This window comes from Streptomyces sp. NPDC014861, assembly GCF_043081625.1.
Lineage (GTDB): Bacteria > Actinomycetota > Actinomycetes > Streptomycetales > Streptomycetaceae > Streptomyces.
Window position 1 is genome coordinate 1 of the sequence record NZ_JBIBWV010000023.1, and the last position, 18,360, is coordinate 18,360.

The following is an 18,360-nucleotide window of genomic DNA, read 5'->3' on the forward strand; positions in this document are numbered from 1 at the left end:
GTCAGCCGGGCATTACGGTGGGACACGAAGACCTCCGTGCGGTGAGTTCCTAGACAGCTCCCACCACACCGGAGGTCTTCGCCATGTTCAAGACCGAGCCGGTGTCAACAACGCTCGTGATCAATACAGCTAGGCCGTCTCCTCCGGGTCCCGCCGGCCCGGCGGCGCCGTGTTCCGGCCCGGTTCGGGAGGCGAAGCGGCCCGGCCGGGCCCCCGGGCGGACCGCGCCGCCGGCGGGTAGTGGTCGGTCACGGCCGCGGCGAGGGCGCCGATGCGGTCCTCGGCGACCTCCTTCGCCGCGAAGAAGCAGTGCCCGTCCACGCCCGGTCGCCCGGCGGCCAGCGCGAGGTGCCGTGACAGCTCCTCCGGGTCCTGCCACGCCGCGGGCTGGGCCGTGTCGCCCGCCTTGTACAGCGCCTCGCCGATGCGCAGCCGGACGCCCGTCCCCCGTACCGTCGCGTCCCACCAGGCGAGGAGCCTGGCGTAGTCGGTGGTGGGGTGGCCGATGTGCCAGTAGAGCTGTGGCACGACGTGGTCGATCCAGCCCTCCCTGACCCACTTGCGGGTGTCCGCGTACAGGTCGTCGTAGGTGGCCAGGCCCGCGCCGGTGTCGGAGCCCTCGGGGTCGTCGGCGACGTCCCGCCACACCCCGAAGGGGCTGACCCCGAAGCGCACGTGCGGATTGACCTCCTTCACGCGGGCGGACATCTCCGAGACCAGCAGGTCGGTGTTGTGCCTCCGCCAGTCCGCGCGGTCGGGGAAGCCGGCGCCGTGGCGGGCGTACGAGGCGTCGTCCTTGAAGCGCTCCCCCGCCACCGGGTACGGGTAGAAGTAGTCGTCCCAGTGGACGGCGTCGATGTCGTAGCGGCGCACCGCGTCGAGCATGGCGTCCTGGACGAAGCGCCGGACCTCGGGCAGGCCGGGGTCGTAGTACAGCCGCCCGCCGTAGGGCACGGTCCAGTCGGGATGGACGCGGGCCGGATGGGAGGCGGCGAGCCGCCCCGGGTCCGTGTGATTCGCCACTCGGTACGGGTTGAACCAGGCGTGCAGTTCGAGACCCCGCTCGTGGGCCTCCGCGACGGCCGTGCCGAGCGGGTCCCAGCCGGGGTCCTTGCCCTGGGTGCCGGTGAGGCACTCGGCCCAGGGCTCGTGCGGCGAGGGCCACAGCGCGTCGGCGGTGGGCCGCACCTGGAGCACGACCGCGTTGAGCCGGCGCTCCACCGCCCGGTCCAGGTGCCGCAGCAGCTCGGAACGCTGCGCGGCGGCGGAGAGACCGGTGCGCGAGGGCCAGTCCCGGTTGAAGACGGTCGCGACCCACATGCCCCGGAAGGCGTACGGACTCGCCGCCCGCCCCCGCTCCCGCTCCCGTATCGGCCGGGCGTGGAAGGCGGCTCCGGAGGCGGCTCCGGAATCACCCGCCCCTAGTGCGGCGAATACCGCTCCCGTGGCGGTCGTCACAAACCCTCTTCTCCCGATAGGCCGCACTTGTACCTCTCCGCTGTCGGATACGTCACACGCTCGCGGACAGCATGCCCGCCCCGACCGATCGATCATCGCGTGAATCGGAGTAACGTCATGGGGTCGAGGCGTGCGTACCGGAATCACACGGGGGCCCGCCGCCAGAGAAGAGCGAAAGGCACGAGGTGACGGACTCCATGGCCGACATTGAGCGCGTCGGAGTGGTGGGCTGCGGCCAGATGGGCGCGGGCATCGCAGAGGTGTGTGCCCGGAGCGGTCTCGAGGTGATGGTCGCCGAGACCACCGGCGAGGCGCTGGAGATCGGCCGCACCCGGCTGCTGAACTCGCTGACCAAGGCCGCCGAACGCGGCAAGATCAGCGAGGAGGAGCGGGACGCGACGCTCGCGAAGCTCTCCTTCACGACCGATCTGGGCGAGTTCGCCGACCGCGACCTCGTGATCGAGGCGGTCGTCGAGAACGAGCAGGTCAAGACCGAGATCTTCCAGGTCCTCGACCAGGTCCTGACCCGGCCCGACGCCATCCTGGCCTCGAACACCTCCTCCATCCCGCTGGTGAAGCTGGCCGTGGCGACCTCCCGCCCCGACCACGTCATCGGCATCCACTTCTTCAACCCGGCGCCGGTCCAGAAGCTGGTCGAGCTGATCCCCGCCCTCACCACCTCCGAGGGCACCATCAGCCGGGCGCAGGCCTTCGCCGAGAAGCTGCTCGGCAAGCACGCGATCCGCGCCCAGGACCGCTCCGGCTTCGTCGTCAACGCGCTGCTCGTCCCGTACCTGCTCTCGGCGATCCGGATGTTCGAGTCCGGCATCGCGAGCCGCGAGGACATCGACAACGGCATGGAGTACGGCTGCGCCCACCCCATGGGTCCGCTGAAGCTCTCGGACCTGATCGGCCTCGACACGATCGCCTCGATCGCCGACTCCATGTACTCCGAGTTCAAGGAGCCGCTGTACGCCGCTCCCCCGCTGCTCCAGCGGATGGTCGACGCCGGCCGGCTCGGCCGCAAGAGCGGCTCCGGCTTCTACGTCTACCCCTGACGCCCGTCGCCCCCCCTGACGCCCCTGGCGTCCCTGACGCCACCGGCGTCCCTGGCGCTCCCGGCGCCCCACGATTGTCGCTCTCCGCGACCCGAACGGCCCGTACCCCCGCACAGGTACGGGCCGTTCACCTTTCCCCGGGTACGCCGGCCCGGAGGTCAGCCGAGCCGCAGGTGGTGCAGCATCAGCAGGCCGGCCGCCATGTTCGCGGCCGGGACCTCGCCCCGGGCGATCAGCTCGGGGACCTCCTTGAGCGGTACCCAGGCGCGCCGCGAGGACTCGAAGCCGTCCACCGGCGGCCCGGTCCAGGTGGCACGGTCGGCCCAGTAGAGGTGGTGCCGGGCGTCACTGAGCCCGTTCGAGGGCTCGACGGTGAGGAGGTGCCGCAGCGGCCCGGGACGCCAGCCGGTCTCCTCCTCCATCTCGCGGGCCGCCGCGGCCTCGGGGGCCTCGCCGTCCTCGACGACGCCGGCGGCCAGCTCCCACCCCCAGCTGTCGGTGATGAAGCGGTGGCGCCAGAGCATCAGGACCTCGTCGGCGTCGTTGAGGACGGTCGCGACGGCGACGGGGCGGAGTCGGATCAGATAGTGGTCGAGGTGGCGGCCGTCCGGGAGTTCGACGTCCGCGAGGTTCACTCGGAACCAACGGTTTTCATAGACGGAGTGTTCACTCAGTTTCGTCCACTGCACGTTCTTGCCACCTTCCGACTGGTAGGTGCGTGTTCGGTGGCAACATCGCATCAGTTCGAGCGTCAGAGCGGAACGCGCAACGCCCCGTCGATCAACTCCGCCGCTTCCCGGGCGTCCCCCGCGTCACTGGCCAGCAGGTGCTCCCGGGCCTCCAGGAGCCGGTCCCGCAGCCGGCGCGACTCCATCCCGCGCGCCCGCTCGGTCATCTCGACCGCCGTCCGCGCCGCCGAGTCCGCCTCGCCCTGCCGCAGTTCGACCTGGCAGAGCAGCGCGAGGCGGTGCACCCGGCCCCGGTCGTGCGAGGGCGTCCCCACCGCGCGCGCCGCGTGCTCGTACGCCCCCGGGAGATCACCCAGACTGAGGAGGGCCTCCGCCACCTGTACGTTGACGAGGCCCGGTTGCACGTACCCCGTCTCGGCCGGTTCCGCCGCCGGCGCGATCCGGTCCGCCGCCGCCTCGGCCCGCCGGATGCAGTCGAGCGCCGCGGCCCCGTCCCCGAGCCGGGCGTACGCCTTCGCCTGCATAGCCGTCAGATCGGCCGCCAGCGCCGGGGTGATGGTCCCGTCGGAGGCCCGCAGCGCCGCCTCGGCGAACGCCACCGCCTGCCGGAACTCCCCCAGCAGCAAGGACTGGTTGACCATCAGCGCGATCACATAGGCCCCGAACGCCCGGTCCCCGCTCGCCTTCGCCAGCCGCAGCGCCTGCTGGAAGTAGCGCTGCGCGAGGCCGTGCGCGTCGGCGTCGTAGGCGCAGATCCCGGCCACCGCCACCAGCCCCCCGGTGGCGCGGTGCAGCGAGCGTCCGAGGGCGTCGCTGTAGGAGCCGCGCAGCCGCGGCGCGGCCTCGGTGGTGAGGAAGCCGACGATCCGGGCCCGGGTCGCGATGCCGCCGGCCTTGCGGTACATCTGCTCGTAGTGCGCGCGGGCGGCCCGGAGCAGGGCGATGTCGGCCGGCTCCACCCGCGTCAGACCGGTCCGGGAGACGTCGGTGTCCTCCGGCGGGTTCTCCCACTCCCACACCGGGATCACCGCGGGCGTTCCGGTCACCGCCGGCGCGGCGACGACATACGGACGCTGCTGCTCGTCCGAGCGCCACAGCGCGGTGGCCCGGTCGACGAAGCCGGAGAGCGGGGTGCCGGGCGACGCGGGCGGCCCGCCGCCGGGCACGCCGAGTCCGATGTCGTCGAGGGTGACGGGCCTGGCGAGCCGGGCCGCCAGCACCTCGCAGATCAGGTCGGGCACCTGGCCGCGCGGTCGCTGACCCTTCAACCACCGCGCCACGGCGGTGTGTTCGTAACGCAGGGCAAGACCCCTGGCCCGTCCCGCCCGGTTCACACGGTCGGCGAGACCTGCGTGGGAGACGCCCGCCTCGTCCAGGAGGGCGTCGAGCAGGGTGTTGGGCTGCATGGCCCCTCCGGTCGCTCGGTGAACTCAGCGTAGCGGTGGCCGAATTCGTCCGGTGCGATTTCGCACGGGGTGTGAATGAAGTACCCGTTCTCCCGGTCCGCGCGCGCTGCCGCCCGGGGAGCCGTACCGCTTGACTGAGCTCCTCGCCGCCAAGGCGAGAGACCGGGCCGCCGGCTCCCCCTCGTACAGTGCGGCCGCCCGGTCCGCGCCGCCCGTCCCGCTGATCTGCCCGACACTCCGTGGCGGGCCGGGCGGCGCCCGTATCCCCGGTCCCTCCGCTCAGCAGTGGGTGGAGGGAGCGGGCCGGGGACGGCGCAGCCCGGGTTCGGCGGGCTGCGCCGGCACCCGGACCCGGTCGCTGCGGACGACGAGCAGGGCCGCGTCGTCGTCGAGCCGGCCGCCGGTGTGCCGCAGCAGCGCTTCGTGCGTCTGCCGGACGACGGTCCCGGGCGACCGTCCGGCGCTCCGGGCGAGCGCCGCCTCCAGGCCGAAGAAGCGGCCCCGGTGGTCCCGGGCCTCCTCCGCCCCGTCGGTGTGCAGCACCAGCGTCTCGCCGGGGAGCAGCCGGGCGGCGGTGTACGGGACGAGCACGGCCGGCAGCGGCAGCACGCCGAGCGGCGGCAGCGGTTCGCCCACCGGCAGCCGCTCCACCCGGGCACCGAGCCGGTACGGGGCGGGGTGACCGCAGTCGAGGACGGCGAGCCGCCCGTCGGCGCGGACCTCCAGGAGCAGCAGGGTCACGAACTCCTCGGCCACCGGATGCTCCGGCTCGCCCCCGCCGCGGGCCGGGTGCTCGTCCCTGGCCCGCTCCCGCAGGTGCCGCTGGAGCGCCCGCTCCAGGCGCCGCAGCACCCCGCCGAGCTCGGGCTCGTCATGGGCGGCCTCGCGGAAGCTCCCGAGCACCGCGACGACCGCGCCCAGGGCGGCGAGCCCGTGGCCGCGCACGTCCCCGACGACGATCCGCACCCCGTACGGCGTCGCCACCGCCTCGTACAGGTCGCCGCCCACCGAGGCGCCCCGGGTGGCCGACAACTGGCCCGCGGCCAGGGCGAGTCCGTCGAGCCGGGCGGGCGGCGGGCGGAGCAGCACCTGCTGCGTCGCCTCGGCGACGGCCCGCACCCGCGCCAACTCGCGCCGCAGCCGCCGGCGCACCCCGAGGACCAGTCCCGTGCCGACGGTGAGGAAGACGATGCTGGTGGCGATCCGCATCGGGAGCCCCGGCTGCCGGGCCAGCGGGCACCCGAACTTCCAGGCCACGGCGAGCGCGCCCCAGCCGACGGGGAGCGCGAGCGGCGCCGACCGGCGGAGCCGGGAGCCGAGGGCGGAGGAGCGGAGGCGGTGTGCACGGCTGGTACGGATCATGTACGGCCCTCCCCGAGCCCCCGGCAGCACCCTGAGGCCCTGCGGCACACAAGCCCGCCCCTGTGGCCGCGTCGATTCTGCCGACCGTGCGGACCGGGGGGAACACCCCCCGGCGATCTCACCCGAAGGAGTGAGCAACCCCGGCGCGCCGCCCCGGGCCGACCCCACCTCGCCCGTACAGACTGCCGACGTTCGCCGCCTCGTGCGATCAATGACGACGGGGCCGGGCACGGCGGAGGGCCGCCGCGGGAGCTGGTCCCGGGGCGGCCCTCCGTCGTGTGCCGCTTCGGCGTCAGGCGCCGCGCAGCACCGCGCCGGTGTGCTCGGCGGCCTGGGCGACCGCGGCGTCGCGGGCGGCGGTGGCCTCCTCGACGGTGAGGGTGCGGTCCTCGGCGCGGAACTTCAGCGCGTACGCCAGGGACTTCTTGCCCTCGCCGACCTGGTCGCCGGTGTAGACGTCGAACAGGCGGATGGACTCCAGGAGTTCACCCGCGCCGGCGGCCAGGTGGTGCTCGACCGCGGCGGACGGCACGTCCTGGTCGACGACCAGGGCGACGTCCTGGGTGGCGACCGGGAAGGCGGAGATCCGCGGGGCCCTGACCGGACCCTCGCCGGCCTTCTCCAGCACGTCCAGGTCCAGCTCCATCGCGCAGGAGCGGGCCGGCAGGCCCAGCGCCTTGACGACGCGCGGGTGGAGCTCGCCGCCGTGGCCGGCGAGGGTCTTGACCCCGTCGATCACCACGTGGAAGGCGGCGCAGCGGCCCGGATGCCACGGGGCGTGCTGGTCGGCGTCGATCAGCAGCTCCGCGCCGGCCTCGACGGCCACGAGGCGGGCGGCCTCGATGGCGTCGGCCCAGTCGGCCGGGCGGCCCTTGCCCCACCAGCCGGACTGCTCGCGGGCGCCGGCGAGGACGACGGCGGCGCGGCGCGGCTGCGCGGGCAGCGCGGCGTCGACGCCGGCGATCTCCTCGTCGGTGGGGCGGCGGTCCACCGGCAGGCGGACCGCGACCTTGGCCTCGCCCTTCGGGCGGAAGACCAGGCCGGTCTCGAAGAGGGCCAGGTCGTGGCTCCCGCGGCTGTCGTTCCGGCGCAGCGCGGCGAGCAGGCCGGGGAGCAGCGTGGTGCGGAGCGCGGGCTCCTCGTCGGAGAGCGGGTTGACGAGGGTGACGACCTCGCGGCGGGCGTCGTCCGCGTCGAGGCCGAGCTGGTCGAGTGCCTGCTGCCCCATGAAGGGGTAGTTCAGCGCCTCGACGTAGCCGGCGCCGGCGAGGACGCGGCCGACCCGGCGGTGGACGCGCTGGCGCTCGGTGAGGCCGCGGCCGGCCGGGGGCTTCGGCAGCGTGGAGGGCAGGTTCTCGTAGCCCTCCAGCCGGATGACCTCCTCGGCGAGGTCGTTCGGCTCGTTCAGGTCGGGGCGCCACGAGGGCACCGTGACGACGAGCTCGTCCTGGCCGTAGACGTCGCAGCCGACCTCCTGGAGGCGGCGGACGACGGTCTCGCGGCCGTACGCCACGCCCGCGACCTTGTCGGGGTGGTTCGCCGGCATGGCGATCGTGCGGGGCGCGGACGGGGCGGCGATCTCGGTGACGCCGGCCTCGGCGGTGCCGCCCGCGAGCAGCACCAGCAGGTCGACCGTGCGCTGCGCGGCAGCGGCGGCGGCCTGCGGGTCCACGCCTCGCTCGAAGCGCTTGGACGCCTCGGAGGACAGCTTGTGGCGACGGGCCGTCCGGGCGATCGAGATGGCGTCGAAGTGCGCGGCCTCGATGACGACCTCGGTGGAGCCGATGACGGCGCCGGTCTCGGGGTCGGTCACCGGGTCGGCGATCTCGGTGTGGGCGCCGCCCATGACGCCCGCGATGCCGATGGGGCCGCGGTTGTCGGTGATGACCAGGTCGGCGGCGTCGAGGACCCGCGCGGTGCCGTCGAGCGTGGTGATCTTCTCGCCGGCCTCGGCGCGGCGGACCCCGATGGGGCCGTCGAGCCGGGTGCGGTCGTAGGCGTGCAGCGGCTGGCCGAGCTCCAGCATCACGTAGTTGGTGATGTCGACGGCGAGCGAGATCGGGCGCATGCCGGCCTTCTGGAGGCGGCGCTGGAGCCAGATCGGCGACCGGGCCTCGGGGTCGAGGCCGACGACGGTGCGGGCCGTGAAGCGGTCGCAGCCGATCGGGTCGGTGACCTGGACCGGGTAGCCGTACGAGTTCGGCGCGGGCACGTCGAGGAGCGCCGGGTCGCGCAGCGGCAGTCCGTACGCGATGGCGGCCTCGCGGGCGACGCCGCGCATCGAGAGGCAGTAGCCGCGGTCCGGGGTGACGGCGATGTCGAGGACCTCGTCGTACAGCTCCAGGAGGGCGGTGGCGTCGATGCCGACCTCGTGCTCCGGCGGCAGGATGATGATCCCGTGGTTCGGGTCCTCGCCCATGTCCAGCTCCTCGCTGGAGCAGATCATGCCGCGCGAGACCTTGCCGTACGTCTTGCGCTCGGCGATCCGGAAGTCACCGGGGAGGACGGCGCCGGGCAGGGCCACGACGACCTTGTCGCCGACGGCGAAGTTCCGGGCGCCGCAGATGATCTCCTGGGGCTCGCCGGTGCCGTTGGCCCGGCCGACGTCGACGGTGCAGAAGCGGATGGGCTTCTTGAACTCCGTCAGCTCCTCGATGGTGAGGACCTTGCCGACCACCAGCGGGCCGGTGAGGCCGGCGCCGAGCCGCTCGACGGTCTCGACCTCGAGGCCGGCGGTGATGAGCTTGGCCTGGACGTCGCGGCCGGTCTCCGTCGCCGGCAGGTCGACGTACTCCCGCAGCCAAGAAAGCGGGACCCGCATCAGATCTCCATCCCGAACGGCCGGGTGAACCGGACGTCACCCTCGACCATGTCTCGCATGTCTTCCACGTTGTGCCGGAACATCAGCATCCGCTCGATGCCGAAGCCGAAGGCGAAGCCGCTGTACTTCTCCGGGTCCACGCCGCAGGCGACGAGCACCTTCGGGTTGACCATGCCGCAGCCGCCCAGCTCGATCCAGCCCTCGCTGCCGCAGGTGCGGCAGGGACGGTCGGGGTCGCCGACGGACTCGCCGCGGCAGACGTAGCAGAGCATGTCCATCTCGGCGGACGGCTCGGTGAAGGGGAAGAAGTTCGGGCGGAGCCGGGTCTTCATGTCCGCGCCGAAGAGCGCCTGGACCATGTGGTCGAGGGTGCCCTTGAGGTCGGCCATGGTGAGGCCCTCGTCGACGGCGAGCAGCTCGATCTGGTGGAAGACCGGGGTGTGCGTGGCGTCGAGCTCGTCGGTGCGGTAGACGCGGCCGGGGCACACCACGTAGACCGGGGGTTCCCGGTCGATGAGGGTGCGGGCCTGGACCGGCGAGGTGTGGGTGCGGAGCACGACGCCCGACTCGTCGCCGGTCGTCCCCTCCGGCCCCTGGACGAAGAAGGTGTCCTGCATCTGCCGCGCCGGGTGGTCCGGCACGAAGTTCAGGGCGTCGAAGTTGAACCACTCGGCCTCGACCTCGGGGCCCTCGGCGACCTCGTACCCCATCGACACGAAGACGTCGGCGACGCGCTCCATGAGGGTGGTCAGCGGGTGGCGGGCGCCGGCCGGGATCCGGTCGTACGGCAGGGTGACGTCGACGGCCTCCTCGACGAGGACGCGCGCGTCGCGCTCGGCCTCCAGCTCGGCCTGGCGGGCGGCGAGCGCCTTGGAGACGACACCGCGGGCCTGGCCGACGAGCTTGCCGGCCGCGGCCTTGGCCTGCGGGGGCAGGGCGCCGATCTCGCGGTTGGCGAGGGCGAGCGGCGAGGTGCCGCCGGTGTGCGCCGTCTTGGCGTGCGCGAGCGCGTCGAGGTCGCCGGCGGCGGCGAAGGCGGCGACCGCCTCGTCCCGCATGCGCTCGATCTCTTCCGGTTTCAAGGCTTCGACCTCGACCGGGTCGTACGACTTATTGGGTGCCGACATCTCTTCCCGTGCTTCCGTTGGGCTGGCTGGGGCGACCCCGGTTCGACGACAGACGACAAGGGCGCAAACGTGCCAAAGGTCGAGTCTAACGGGGTGGGGACACGCTGATGAGCCCGTGGGGGCCCCGGTCGCTCTCGATCCTGTCGGGTCTCGGTGGGTGAGACGTCAGACGAGATGGGCCGGGGTGCCGACGGGCAGGGTAAATCGGAACTCGGCGCCGCCGCGCGGGCCGCGTCCGACGGTGATGGTGCCGCCGTGGGCCTCGACGAGGCCCTTGACGATGTAGAGGCCGAGTCCGGTGCCGCCGCGCTTGCTGCCGCGCCAGAAGCGGGTGAAGACGCGGTTCATGGACTCCTCGGGGATGCCCGGGCCCTCGTCGCTCACGGTGACCTCCGTCCCCTCCTCGCCGGTGCCGTCGTCGCCCGCGGTGCGGGGCGCCACCTCGATGGTGACGGTTCCGGCGCCGTGGCGCACCGCGTTTTCCAGGAGGTTGCCGAGGATCTGGTCGATCTTGTCGGGATCGGCCCAGAGCGCGGGCAGTCCGGGCCTGGTGCGGACGAAGAAGCGGTCGGGGGCCTGGCCACCGGTGGTGTGCGCCTGGACGTGCCGGCCGATGGCCGCGGCGATGTCGACGGGCTGGCGGCGCACCTCGAGGCGGCCGGCGTCGATCCGGGAGATGTCGAGGAGTTCGGCGATGAGCCGCTTGATGCGGCCGGCGTCGGCGTCGACGGTCTCCAGCATGAGCCGCTTCTGCTCGTCGGTGAACCGCTCCCACTTGCTGAGGAGGGTGGCGGTGAAGCCCTTCACGGAGGTGAGCGGGGAGCGTAGTTCGTGGGCGACGGTGGCGATGAGCTCGGCGTGGCTGCGCTCGGAGCGGCGGCGGGCCTCGGTGCCCCGGAGCGAGACGACGACCCGGCGGACGGGGCCCTTGGGGTGCTCGCGGACGTAGCGGGCGGAGACGAGGACCTCGCGGCCGCCGGGCAGGAGCAGGTTCCGCTCGGGCTGGCCGCGCCGGGTCGCGAGGCCGCCGTACGGGTCGGTGAGGCTCCACCAGCGGCGGCCCTTGAGGTCCTCCAGGGGGAGGGCCTGGTCGAGGGGGCGGCCGAGCGCTTCGGGGGCCGGGACGGCGGTGATGCGGCTGGCGGCGGCGTTGAAGCAGACGACGCGGCCGCGCTCGTCGGCGACGACGAGCCCGTCGGGCAGGTCGTCGGGGTCGATCCCGGGCCACGGCTCGGGCGGGCGCGCCCCGTCGCCGCGTCGCTGCGCGGTCCGCGCGGGACTGTCCGTGCCGGCCGTCATCCCCGTCTCCCACCCCTCCGTGTACCGCAGTGGGCTCACCGAGTGCGTCACTCTACTGGGCGAGGGTGACCGGCGGGAGCCGGAAGACCACACCGGGTGTCCGAAAGGCGACGGTGAGGTACGGCGGCGGGGTGCCGTCAGGCGGTGCGGCGGGGGCGCTGGGCGCGGGCCGAGGCGTAGAGGCAGACGGCGGCGGCGGTGGCCAGATTGAGGCTCTCGGCCTTGCCGTGGATGGGGACGCGGACGACTGCGTCGGCGAGGGCCCGGGTCTCCTCGGGGAGTCCCCACGCCTCGTTGCCGAAGATCCAGGCGGTGGGGCCGCCCATGGTGCCGGCGTCGAGCTCGTCGTCGAGGTCGTCCTGCCCGGCGCCGTCGGCGGCGAGGATCCGGACCCCGGCGCCCTTGAGGCCGGCGACGGCCTGTTCGACGGGGACGCCGACGGCGACGGGGAGGTGGAAGAGGGAGCCGACGGAGGCACGGACCGACTTCGGGTTGTAGAGGTCGACGGAGGCGTCGGTGAGGATCACCGCGTCGGCTCCGGCGGCGTCGGCGCAGCGGAGCACGGTGCCGGCGTTCCCGGGGTCGCGGACGTGCGCGAGGACGGCGACCAGCTTCGGCCGGGAGGCGAGGACCGCGTCGAACGGCGAGTCGAGGAACCGGCAGACGCCGACGAGTCCCTGCGGGGTGACGGTCTGGGAGACCTCGGCGAGGACGGCGTCGGAGGCGTGGTGGACGCGGGCGCCGGCGGCTCGGGCGGCCTCGACGATGGGCGCGTACCGCTCGGCGGCCTCGACGGTGGTGAAGAGCTCGACGAGGGTGGGGGCGCCGTCGGGGCCCCGGTGCGCGACGGCCTCACGGACGGCCTGGGGGCCCTCGGCGAGGAAGAGGCGGTCCTTGCCCCGGAAGTTGCGCTTGGCGAGCCGCCGGGCGGCGACGACGCGCGGGGAACGCGGGGAGATCAGCTCGGGGGTGGACATGTGCCTGGGGCTCTCTGTCTCGGTCTCGTCGGGGGTTTCCGCGGAGGGCGGTCAACGCGCCGGACCCGCAGGCGCGGGGCCTGCGGGTCCGGTCGGAAGCACTGCGGCCTGGAAGATCAGGCGGCGGCCTTCGGGGCGTTGACGTCGGCCGGGAGGGCCTTCTGCGCGACCTCGACCAGCGCGGCGAACGCGTTGATGTCGTTGACGGCCAGCTCGGCGAGGATCTTGCGGTCCACCTCGATGTTGGCGGCCTTCAGACCCTGGATGAGGCGGTTGTACGTCATGCCGTTCTGACGGGCAGCGGCGTTGATGCGCTGGATCCACAGCTGACGGAAGTCGCCCTTGCGCTTCTTCCGGTCGTTGTAGTTGTAGACCAGCGAGTGGGTGACCTGCTCCTTGGCCTTGCGGTACAGGCGCGAACGCTGACCGCGGTAGCCGGAGGCCTGCTCGAGGATCGCCCGGCGCTTCTTGTGGGCGTTGACTGCCCGCTTGACGCGTGCCACTTCTTACTCCTTGTAGCGGGGCCGTGGTGACTTCACACGACCCGGAAAACGGATGGGTCCCGGTCTTGGCCGGATGCCCTCGGTGTCCGAGGGCGGGAGATCAAGCTCAGATGCCCAGCATCTTCTTGATCTTGGCGGCGTCACCCGGGGCCATCTCGGCGTTGCCGGTGAGGCGACGCGTCAGCTTGGACGACTTGTGCTCGAGCAGGTGGCGCTTGCCGGCGCGCTCGCGCAGGATCTTGCCGGAGCCGGTGACCTTGAAGCGCTTCTTGGCACCGGAGTGCGTCTTGTTCTTCGGCATAGCGCCGTTATCTCCTCGTCAGTGGCGCTCCCCCGGTGCGGGCACCGGCGAACCGGGAGCGTCAATCCTTCGTTGGGTGGTACCGGACGGGACCGGGGGGCCGCCCCAGGGGCAGCCCCGTCGGATCACGCCTCGGCGTTCTCGGCCGACGTGTCGGCCGAAGCCTCCTCGGCACCGGCCTCCGGAGCGGCCTCGGGCGCGATGCCCTGGCGCTCCGCCTTGCGCGCGGCCTGAGCCTCGCGCGCCTCGGCCATGGCCTCGGTCTTCTTCTTGTGCGGGCCCAGAACCATGATCATGTTCCGGCCGTCCTGCTTCGGGTTGGACTCGATGAAGCCAAGCTCCTGGACGTCCTCGGCGAGGCGCTGCAGCAGGCGGTAACCGAGCTCGGGCCGGGACTGCTCACGACCACGGAACATGATCGTGATCTTGACCTTGTCGCCCTGCTTGAGGAAGCGGACGACGTGGCCCTTCTTGGTGTCGTAGTCGTGCGGGTCGATCTTCGGCCGGAGCTTCATCTCCTTGATGACCGTGTGCGCCTGGTTCTTGCGCGCCTCACGGGCCTTCATGGCCGATTCGTACTTGAACTTCCCGTAGTCCATGAGCTTGCACACGGGCGGACGGGCGTTCGCCGCGACCTCGACAAGATCGAGGTCGTACTCCTGCGCGAGCTCCAGGGCCTTGGCAAGGGGGACGATGCCCACCTGCTCGCCGCTGGGGCCGACAAGACGCACCTCGGGAACGCGAATCCGCTCGTTGATGCGGGGCTCGGCGCTGATGGATCCTCCTCGGTAGCACCACGCGACCGCCTTGGCGGACGGACACGTCAATCCAAATCGATGTGACCAACCGGGCCGGCACACAAAAAATGCCCCGGACGGGACACAAACGGGGCTCCAAAGAAACCGGAGCACCGTCGCGAACCACCGCGGGGCGCACATCGGGCGGCTTCCATCGTCCGTACGGAACGATGGGCGCCGCCTGACCGGTGACCCGCCGCCCGTGAGGGCGGTCAGGTGGGAGATCGGAGCCTCCACTTGTGGGCCGGGCACACAGGTGTCCGGCCGGTCGTTACACAAGGTTAGCAGGACCCGGCGGTCGGCGCGAACCGTCGGCCCGCATATCGTGTGGGGCATGAGCGAGACCCCCCAGAACGAGTCCACGACCGCCCCCGGCGCCTCCGCCGACAGCCCCGACTTCGATGCCATGACCCGCGACATCGCGGAGGTCCCGGCGGTCGAGGTGATCGTGACCGTCGCCGTCAATCTGATGAGCGCCGCCGCCGTCAAGCTCGGCCTCACCGAGGAGGGCGAGGCGCACAAGGACCTCGACGAGGCGCGCAAGCTGATCCACGCGCTCGCGGGCCTCCTCGACGCGAGCACCACCGAGATCTCGTCCTTCCACGCGGCTCCGCTGCGGGACGGCCTGAAGTCCCTCCAGCTCGCCTTCCGCGAGGCGTCGATCGTCCCGGACGAGCCGGGCAAGGGCCCGGGCGAGAAGTACACGGGCGCGGTGTACGGCTAGGGAGCCGCGCTCAGTCCCGTACGTAGAAGGGCTCGCCCGGAGGCGTGGCCGCGGCCGGCAGGAGTGCCAGGTCGAGGCCCCGCACCAGGCGGGCCCTCAGTGTTTCGTCGGCGGCGAGGGCACGGGCCACCCGCTGGGCGGTCTCGGCGGGCGCGGCGTCCTCGGCGAGGACCAGGGCGAGGGTGCCGTCGGCGCTGCCCGGGCCGAGGTGGGCGCGGAGCACGGCGGGCTCGGCGGCGACCGCGGCGCGGACCGCGTCCCGTACCGCCGGGTCGTCGAGGGGGTCGGCGCTGGTGCGGCCCTCGGCGAGGGCGAGCAGGGCGGAGCCGCTGACCTGGTACGGCACCGGGCCAGCCATGTCGAGGACGAGGGTGTCGGCCTTCTCGTGGACGAGGGCGGCGAGCGCCTGCCGGAGCGGGACGGCGACGGGCCGGGCGGCCGGGTCCCACAGGGCGAGCGCGGCGGTCGAGGTGAAGGCGGGCAGGCCGCGGCGGTCGCCGGCGGTCAGCGTCGGCACCGCCATGTCGCTGGTCTTCTCCCGCTTCAGCCCGGTCTCCGGGTCGGTCTCCACCTCGCCGAGGACGGCGACTACGGGGACGAGGAGCCGGGCGCCGCGCAGCGCGTCCAGGACGGGGCCGTGGGCGGTTCTGTCCTCCGCCCAGGCGGCGAGGGCCGAGGCGAGCGCCGGGTCGGCGGTGCCGTCGTCGTCGGAGAAACCGGGGTCCGGGATGTTCTTGAGCTCCACGCCCCGAGCCTAACCGGCCGGGCCCGCGGCCCCGCCGTCCGGGCGGGCGGTCAGCGGGTGCGGCCGGCCCGGTGGAGGACGAGGGCGGTCAGCAGGAGGAGGGCGCCGAGTCCGCCGGCGAGGGGGGCGAGGAGGCCGGGGGCGGTCTTCTCCTCGGCGGCGGGGAGGGGACCGGGGCCGAAGTACTGCCCGCGATGCCCGGCGGTGGTGCTCTTCGGGTCGCCGCCCTTCAGCGCGGCGCCGGCCTCGATGGCGGCGGCCGGGTCGACGGTGCCGTACCCCTTGTCGTCGCTGCGGCCGCCCTCGGGCCGGTCGCGGGCGGTGTCCACGAGGAGCTTCTTGACCTGGGCGGGGGTCAGGTCGGGGTGGGCGGAGCGGACGAGGGCGACGGCCCCGGAGACGAACGCGGCGGCGGCGCTGGTGCCCCAGCCCTCGTAGTACTTCCGGTCCGGGTCGGCGATGACGATGTCGACGCCGGGGGCGCTGACCGTGGCGTACCACCGGCGGGTGGAGAAGGAGGCGCGGGTGCCGTGGCGGTCGACGGCGGTGACCGCGATGACGCCGGGGTAGGCGGCCGGGTAGGAGATGTGGTCGCCCTTCTCGCCGCCGTTGCCGGCGGAGGCGACGACGGAGACGCCCTTGGCGAGGGCGTACTGGACGGCGGCGTCCTCGCCGGGGTCGGGGTGGGCGGACTTGGAGTCGTCCCCGAGGGAGAGGTTGATGACGTCGGCACCGTGGTCGGCGGCCCAGCGGATGCCCTGGGCGAGGGCGGTGCCGCGGGTCTTCCGGGCCTTGTCGCGGGCCTTGTCCTTCCCTTCGAGGATGACCCGGACGGGCAGGATGCGGACGCCGGGGGCGATGCCGAGGACGCCGCTGCCGTCGGCCCAGCCGTGGCCGTGGCCGGCGATGATGCCGGCCATCGCGGTGCCGTGCCGGGCCCAGGTGGCGTCGCCCTTCGAGGCGCCGAAGCCGATGAGGTCGTGGCCGGGCAGGACGGAGCCGGCGAGGTCGGGGTGGTCGGCGTCGACGCCGGTGTCGAGCACGGCGACGGTGACCCCCTCGCCCTTGGTGGTGCGCCACGCCTCGGAGGTACGGAGGGTGTCGTGGCCCCATTGGCGGTCGCGGATGGCGTCGGCGTGCGCGGGCGCGGCGGCGGGGAGCACGGCGAACGCGGCGGCGAGCAGGGCGGCGGCCACGCCGGTGGCGGCGCGGGCACGCGCGCGCGTGCGGTCACGGGGCTGCGGGGTCACCGCCGGTCCTCTTCCTTCGCCGCGTTCAGGGCGGTGGCGCGGAGCTGCTGCTCCAGGCGTTCGGCGATGCCGAGGGCCTCGTGGCCGAGACCGGACTGGGCCACGGCGTCCGTGCGGCCCTTCTTCATGGCCTGGTCGGCCGGGACCGCGCGGCCGACGGCGCGGCCGTCGGCGAAGCCGGAGACGGCGGTGACGACGACGGGCAGGTCGGCGGGGGCGGTCGCCCACCAGCCGGCGCGCTGGGCCGGGCCGAAGCCGGCGGCGACGGTGCCGGGTCCGGCGAGCGCCGGGGGCACGTCCTGGCCGAGGCGCGCGGTCAGCTTCCGCCCGTCCAGGGCGCGCTGGGCGGTGACGTCGGCGCGGGTGAAGACGAGTCCGACGGTGAGGACGCTGCTGGCGGTGGCGTCGGTGTACGTGGCGCGCAGCACGCGCTCGCAGCCGAGCGGGCGCAGGGCGGTGAGCAGCCCGGGGGCGAGGGAAGCCGGGGCGCAGGGGGCGTCGGGGGCGACGACGACCCGGGTCCAGGTGCGGGCGGAGGGGCCGGGGCCCGCCTGGGGGGCGGTGAGGGTGCGGGGGAAGAGGGTGTCGACGGGAGCGTTGTGCCAGAGCTCCTTGGCGACGGCGTACCCGGCGGGTTCGGCGGGCTCCCCGCCGCCGGAGGCGGCGAGCCAGACCCCGGCGAGCGCCCCGCCGACGAGACCGATCCCGAGCACGACACAGGCGCCGACGGCCAGGGTCCTGCCCCGCCGCCGCTCCCGTATGGGCCGCAGCCGGGTGGTCGTCTCGACCGGCGTCTCGTCCGTCCCGTACGCCGGCACCCGCACGGGCCGCAGCCGCGTGGTGGTTTCGACCGGCGCGGCGGCGGGAGCCGGGGCGGCCGGGCGGCGCGGGGCGCGGGCCGGGGGCAGCGGGGCGGAGGTGCGGGCGGGAGGCCGGGGGGAGGTGGGGGCGGGGGCGGAGGTGGAGGTGTTCGAGGCGCCGGCTGCGGCTGTGGTGGCGGGGCCGGAACCGGCCGGGCTCCGGGGGGCGGGTGCCGGTGCGGCGGTACGCGGGGCGGGTGCCGGTGCGGCGGTACGTGTCGCGGGGGCCTCGGCCGGGCGCGGCGGCGTCGCCCCGGGACGGGCGGGCGGGACCGGCGGGCGGACGGGCGGAGCCGCCGGACGGGCGGGCGGGGCCGTGGCCGGGCGGGGGGTGGTCGCCGGGGGCGGCGTCACCGCGCCGGACGGGCGGGGCGGCGTGGCCGCGCTGGCCGGGCGGGCTGGCGCGGTGGCCGCCGGCGGCTGCGTGGGGCGGACCGGGGGTGGCGTGTTCCGGTCGGCCGTGGCGCGCGGGACCGGCACCGGCGGGGCAGATACGGGCGGTGCGGTCGGCGTCGGCATCGGCGTTGCGGTCGGCGCGGGCGGTGCGGTCGGCGGGCGGTGCGGGGCGCGGGCCGGGGGCAGCGGGGCCGGGGCGGTCGCGGGGCGCGGGGGCGCGTCTGCCGCGGGGGGCGCGGCCGGAGCCGTACCGGGGGCGGGGCGCGAGGGCGGGGCGGTCGCGGGGCGCGGGGGCGGAGCCGTACCGGAATCCGTGCGCGGGGCCGTACCGGCGGCCGGGCGGGAGGTCGGGGTCGTACCGGCGGCCGGGTGGGGGGTGGTGTCGGAGGCGGGGCTCCGGGGCGGGGCGGGGTCCGACGGGGGGCTCGGCGCGGGCGTCTCGGGCGTCTGGCGGGCGGGAGGGGCGAGGTGGGTGGTGAGGGAGGAGAGGGCGCTGGTGGGAGGGGGGAGGGTCTCCGTGACGCGGGGGGCGCGCGGGTTCTGCTCGCTGGTCATCCCGCCCCCTGCTCCCGCCGACAATGCCCGCC

General features: G+C 74.3%; 16 protein-coding genes. 2 read left to right on the forward strand and 14 right to left on the reverse strand.

Annotation, left to right across the window (positions count from 1 at the left end; translation table 11 throughout):
• Nucleotides 1-129 precede the first annotated feature (129 nt).
• The gene (locus tag ACF1BN_RS30685) at nt 130-1,458 is read right to left on the reverse strand and encodes a glycoside hydrolase family 10 protein (protein ID WP_392334850.1); all 1,329 of its coding nucleotides are present in this window, start codon (nt 1,456-1,458) and stop codon (nt 130-132) included.
• Between the two features lie 197 nt (nt 1,459-1,655).
• Between ACF1BN_RS30685 and ACF1BN_RS30690 the strand changes: the two genes are divergently transcribed.
• Nucleotides 1,656-2,516, forward strand: a complete 861-nt coding sequence (locus tag ACF1BN_RS30690) for a 3-hydroxybutyryl-CoA dehydrogenase (RefSeq protein ID WP_392334851.1) — start codon at nt 1,656-1,658, stop codon at nt 2,514-2,516.
• Nucleotides 2,517-2,674: 158 nt separating this feature from the next.
• Here the strand turns inward: ACF1BN_RS30690 and ACF1BN_RS30695 are convergent, their stop codons facing one another.
• From ACF1BN_RS30695 to infC, 10 genes are all read right to left on the reverse strand, one after another.
• The gene (locus ACF1BN_RS30695; RefSeq protein WP_392334852.1) at nt 2,675-3,205 is read right to left on the reverse strand and encodes an NUDIX domain-containing protein; all 531 of its coding nucleotides are present in this window, start codon (nt 3,203-3,205) and stop codon (nt 2,675-2,677) included.
• A 62-nt stretch (nt 3,206-3,267) separates the two neighbouring features.
• Nucleotides 3,268-4,611, reverse strand: a complete 1,344-nt coding sequence (locus ACF1BN_RS30700) for a transcriptional regulator (protein WP_392334853.1) — start codon at nt 4,609-4,611, stop codon at nt 3,268-3,270.
• Nucleotides 4,612-4,890: 279 nt separating this feature from the next.
• Entirely contained in the window at nt 4,891-5,973 is a 1,083-nt protein-coding gene (locus tag ACF1BN_RS30705; protein WP_392334854.1) for a PP2C family protein-serine/threonine phosphatase, read from the reverse strand.
• Between the two features lie 292 nt (nt 5,974-6,265).
• Nucleotides 6,266-8,794: a phenylalanine--tRNA ligase subunit beta gene (gene pheT / locus ACF1BN_RS30710; protein WP_392334855.1), complete on the reverse strand. Its 2,529-nt coding sequence runs from the start codon at nt 8,792-8,794 to the stop codon at nt 6,266-6,268.
• Entirely contained in the window at nt 8,794-9,921 is a 1,128-nt protein-coding gene (gene pheS, locus ACF1BN_RS30715) for a phenylalanine--tRNA ligase subunit alpha (protein WP_392334856.1), read from the reverse strand. Before pheS ends, pheT begins: the two co-directional genes overlap by 1 nt.
• Nucleotides 9,922-10,086: 165 nt before the next feature.
• Complete coding sequence (locus ACF1BN_RS30720) at nt 10,087-11,220, reverse strand: ATP-binding protein (RefSeq protein ID WP_392334857.1); 1,134 nt, start codon at nt 11,218-11,220, stop codon at nt 10,087-10,089.
• A gap of 137 nt (nt 11,221-11,357) precedes the next feature.
• A complete protein-coding gene (locus ACF1BN_RS30725) occupies nt 11,358-12,197 on the reverse strand; it encodes a TrmH family RNA methyltransferase (protein ID WP_392334858.1) in 840 nt (279 codons plus the stop codon).
• Nucleotides 12,198-12,313: 116 nt separating this feature from the next.
• Nucleotides 12,314-12,700, reverse strand: coding sequence for a 50S ribosomal protein L20 (gene rplT, locus ACF1BN_RS30730; RefSeq protein WP_030493496.1), 387 nt, complete (start codon nt 12,698-12,700; stop codon nt 12,314-12,316).
• A gap of 106 nt (nt 12,701-12,806) precedes the next feature.
• Entirely contained in the window at nt 12,807-13,001 is a 195-nt protein-coding gene (gene rpmI, locus ACF1BN_RS30735; protein WP_015032399.1) for a 50S ribosomal protein L35, read from the reverse strand.
• A gap of 125 nt (nt 13,002-13,126) precedes the next feature.
• Nucleotides 13,127-13,828 carry a translation initiation factor IF-3 gene (gene infC / locus ACF1BN_RS30740; protein WP_390067268.1) on the reverse strand — a complete coding sequence of 234 codons (702 nt, stop codon included), beginning with the start codon at nt 13,826-13,828 and terminating at the stop codon, nt 13,127-13,129.
• A 304-nt stretch (nt 13,829-14,132) separates the two neighbouring features.
• Here infC and ACF1BN_RS30745 point away from each other — a divergent pair, with 304 nt between their 5' ends.
• Nucleotides 14,133-14,522: a DUF1844 domain-containing protein gene (locus ACF1BN_RS30745; RefSeq protein WP_392334859.1), complete on the forward strand. Its 390-nt coding sequence runs from the start codon at nt 14,133-14,135 to the stop codon at nt 14,520-14,522.
• A gap of 10 nt (nt 14,523-14,532) precedes the next feature.
• Here ACF1BN_RS30745 and ACF1BN_RS30750 read toward each other — a convergent pair whose 3' ends face one another.
• The 3 genes from ACF1BN_RS30750 to ACF1BN_RS30760 are packed head-to-tail and all read right to left on the reverse strand — an operon-like array spanning nt 14,533 to nt 18,328.
• Nucleotides 14,533-15,267 (reverse strand): SseB family protein, encoded by a 735-nt coding sequence (locus ACF1BN_RS30750; RefSeq protein WP_392334860.1) that lies wholly within the window; start codon nt 15,265-15,267, stop codon nt 14,533-14,535.
• 50 nt (nt 15,268-15,317) lie between these two features.
• A complete protein-coding gene (mycP, locus tag ACF1BN_RS30755; RefSeq protein WP_392334861.1) occupies nt 15,318-16,517 on the reverse strand; it encodes a type VII secretion-associated serine protease mycosin in 1,200 nt (399 codons plus the stop codon).
• Nucleotides 16,514-18,328 (reverse strand): hypothetical protein, encoded by a 1,815-nt coding sequence (locus ACF1BN_RS30760; RefSeq protein WP_392334862.1) that lies wholly within the window; start codon nt 18,326-18,328, stop codon nt 16,514-16,516. The genes mycP and ACF1BN_RS30760 overlap by 4 nt, the downstream gene beginning before the upstream one ends.
• Between the last annotated feature and the right edge of the window lie 32 nt (nt 18,329-18,360).

Bases quoted from the DNA above. Each gene is read 5' to 3' on its own strand.
- ACF1BN_RS30720 (WP_392334857.1), bottom strand. From the start codon at position 11,220: ATGACGGCCGGCACGGACAGTCCCGCGCGGACCGCGCAGCGACGCGGC.
- ACF1BN_RS30745 (WP_392334859.1), top strand. From the start codon at position 14,133: ATGAGCGAGACCCCCCAGAACGAGTCCACGACCGCCCCCGGCGCCTCC.
- pheS (WP_392334856.1), bottom strand. From the start codon at position 9,921: ATGTCGGCACCCAATAAGTCGTACGACCCGGTCGAGGTCGAAGCCTTG.
- ACF1BN_RS30725 (WP_392334858.1), bottom strand. From the start codon at position 12,197: ATGTCCACCCCCGAGCTGATCTCCCCGCGTTCCCCGCGCGTCGTCGCC.
- ACF1BN_RS30690 (WP_392334851.1), top strand. From the start codon at position 1,656: ATGGCCGACATTGAGCGCGTCGGAGTGGTGGGCTGCGGCCAGATGGGC.
- pheT (WP_392334855.1), bottom strand. From the start codon at position 8,794: ATGCGGGTCCCGCTTTCTTGGCTGCGGGAGTACGTCGACCTGCCGGCG.
- ACF1BN_RS30760 (WP_392334862.1), bottom strand. From the start codon at position 18,328: ATGACCAGCGAGCAGAACCCGCGCGCCCCCCGCGTCACGGAGACCCTC.
- ACF1BN_RS30700 (WP_392334853.1), bottom strand. From the start codon at position 4,611: ATGCAGCCCAACACCCTGCTCGACGCCCTCCTGGACGAGGCGGGCGTC.
- ACF1BN_RS30705 (WP_392334854.1), bottom strand. From the start codon at position 5,973: ATGATCCGTACCAGCCGTGCACACCGCCTCCGCTCCTCCGCCCTCGGC.
- rpmI (WP_015032399.1), bottom strand. From the start codon at position 13,001: ATGCCGAAGAACAAGACGCACTCCGGTGCCAAGAAGCGCTTCAAGGTC.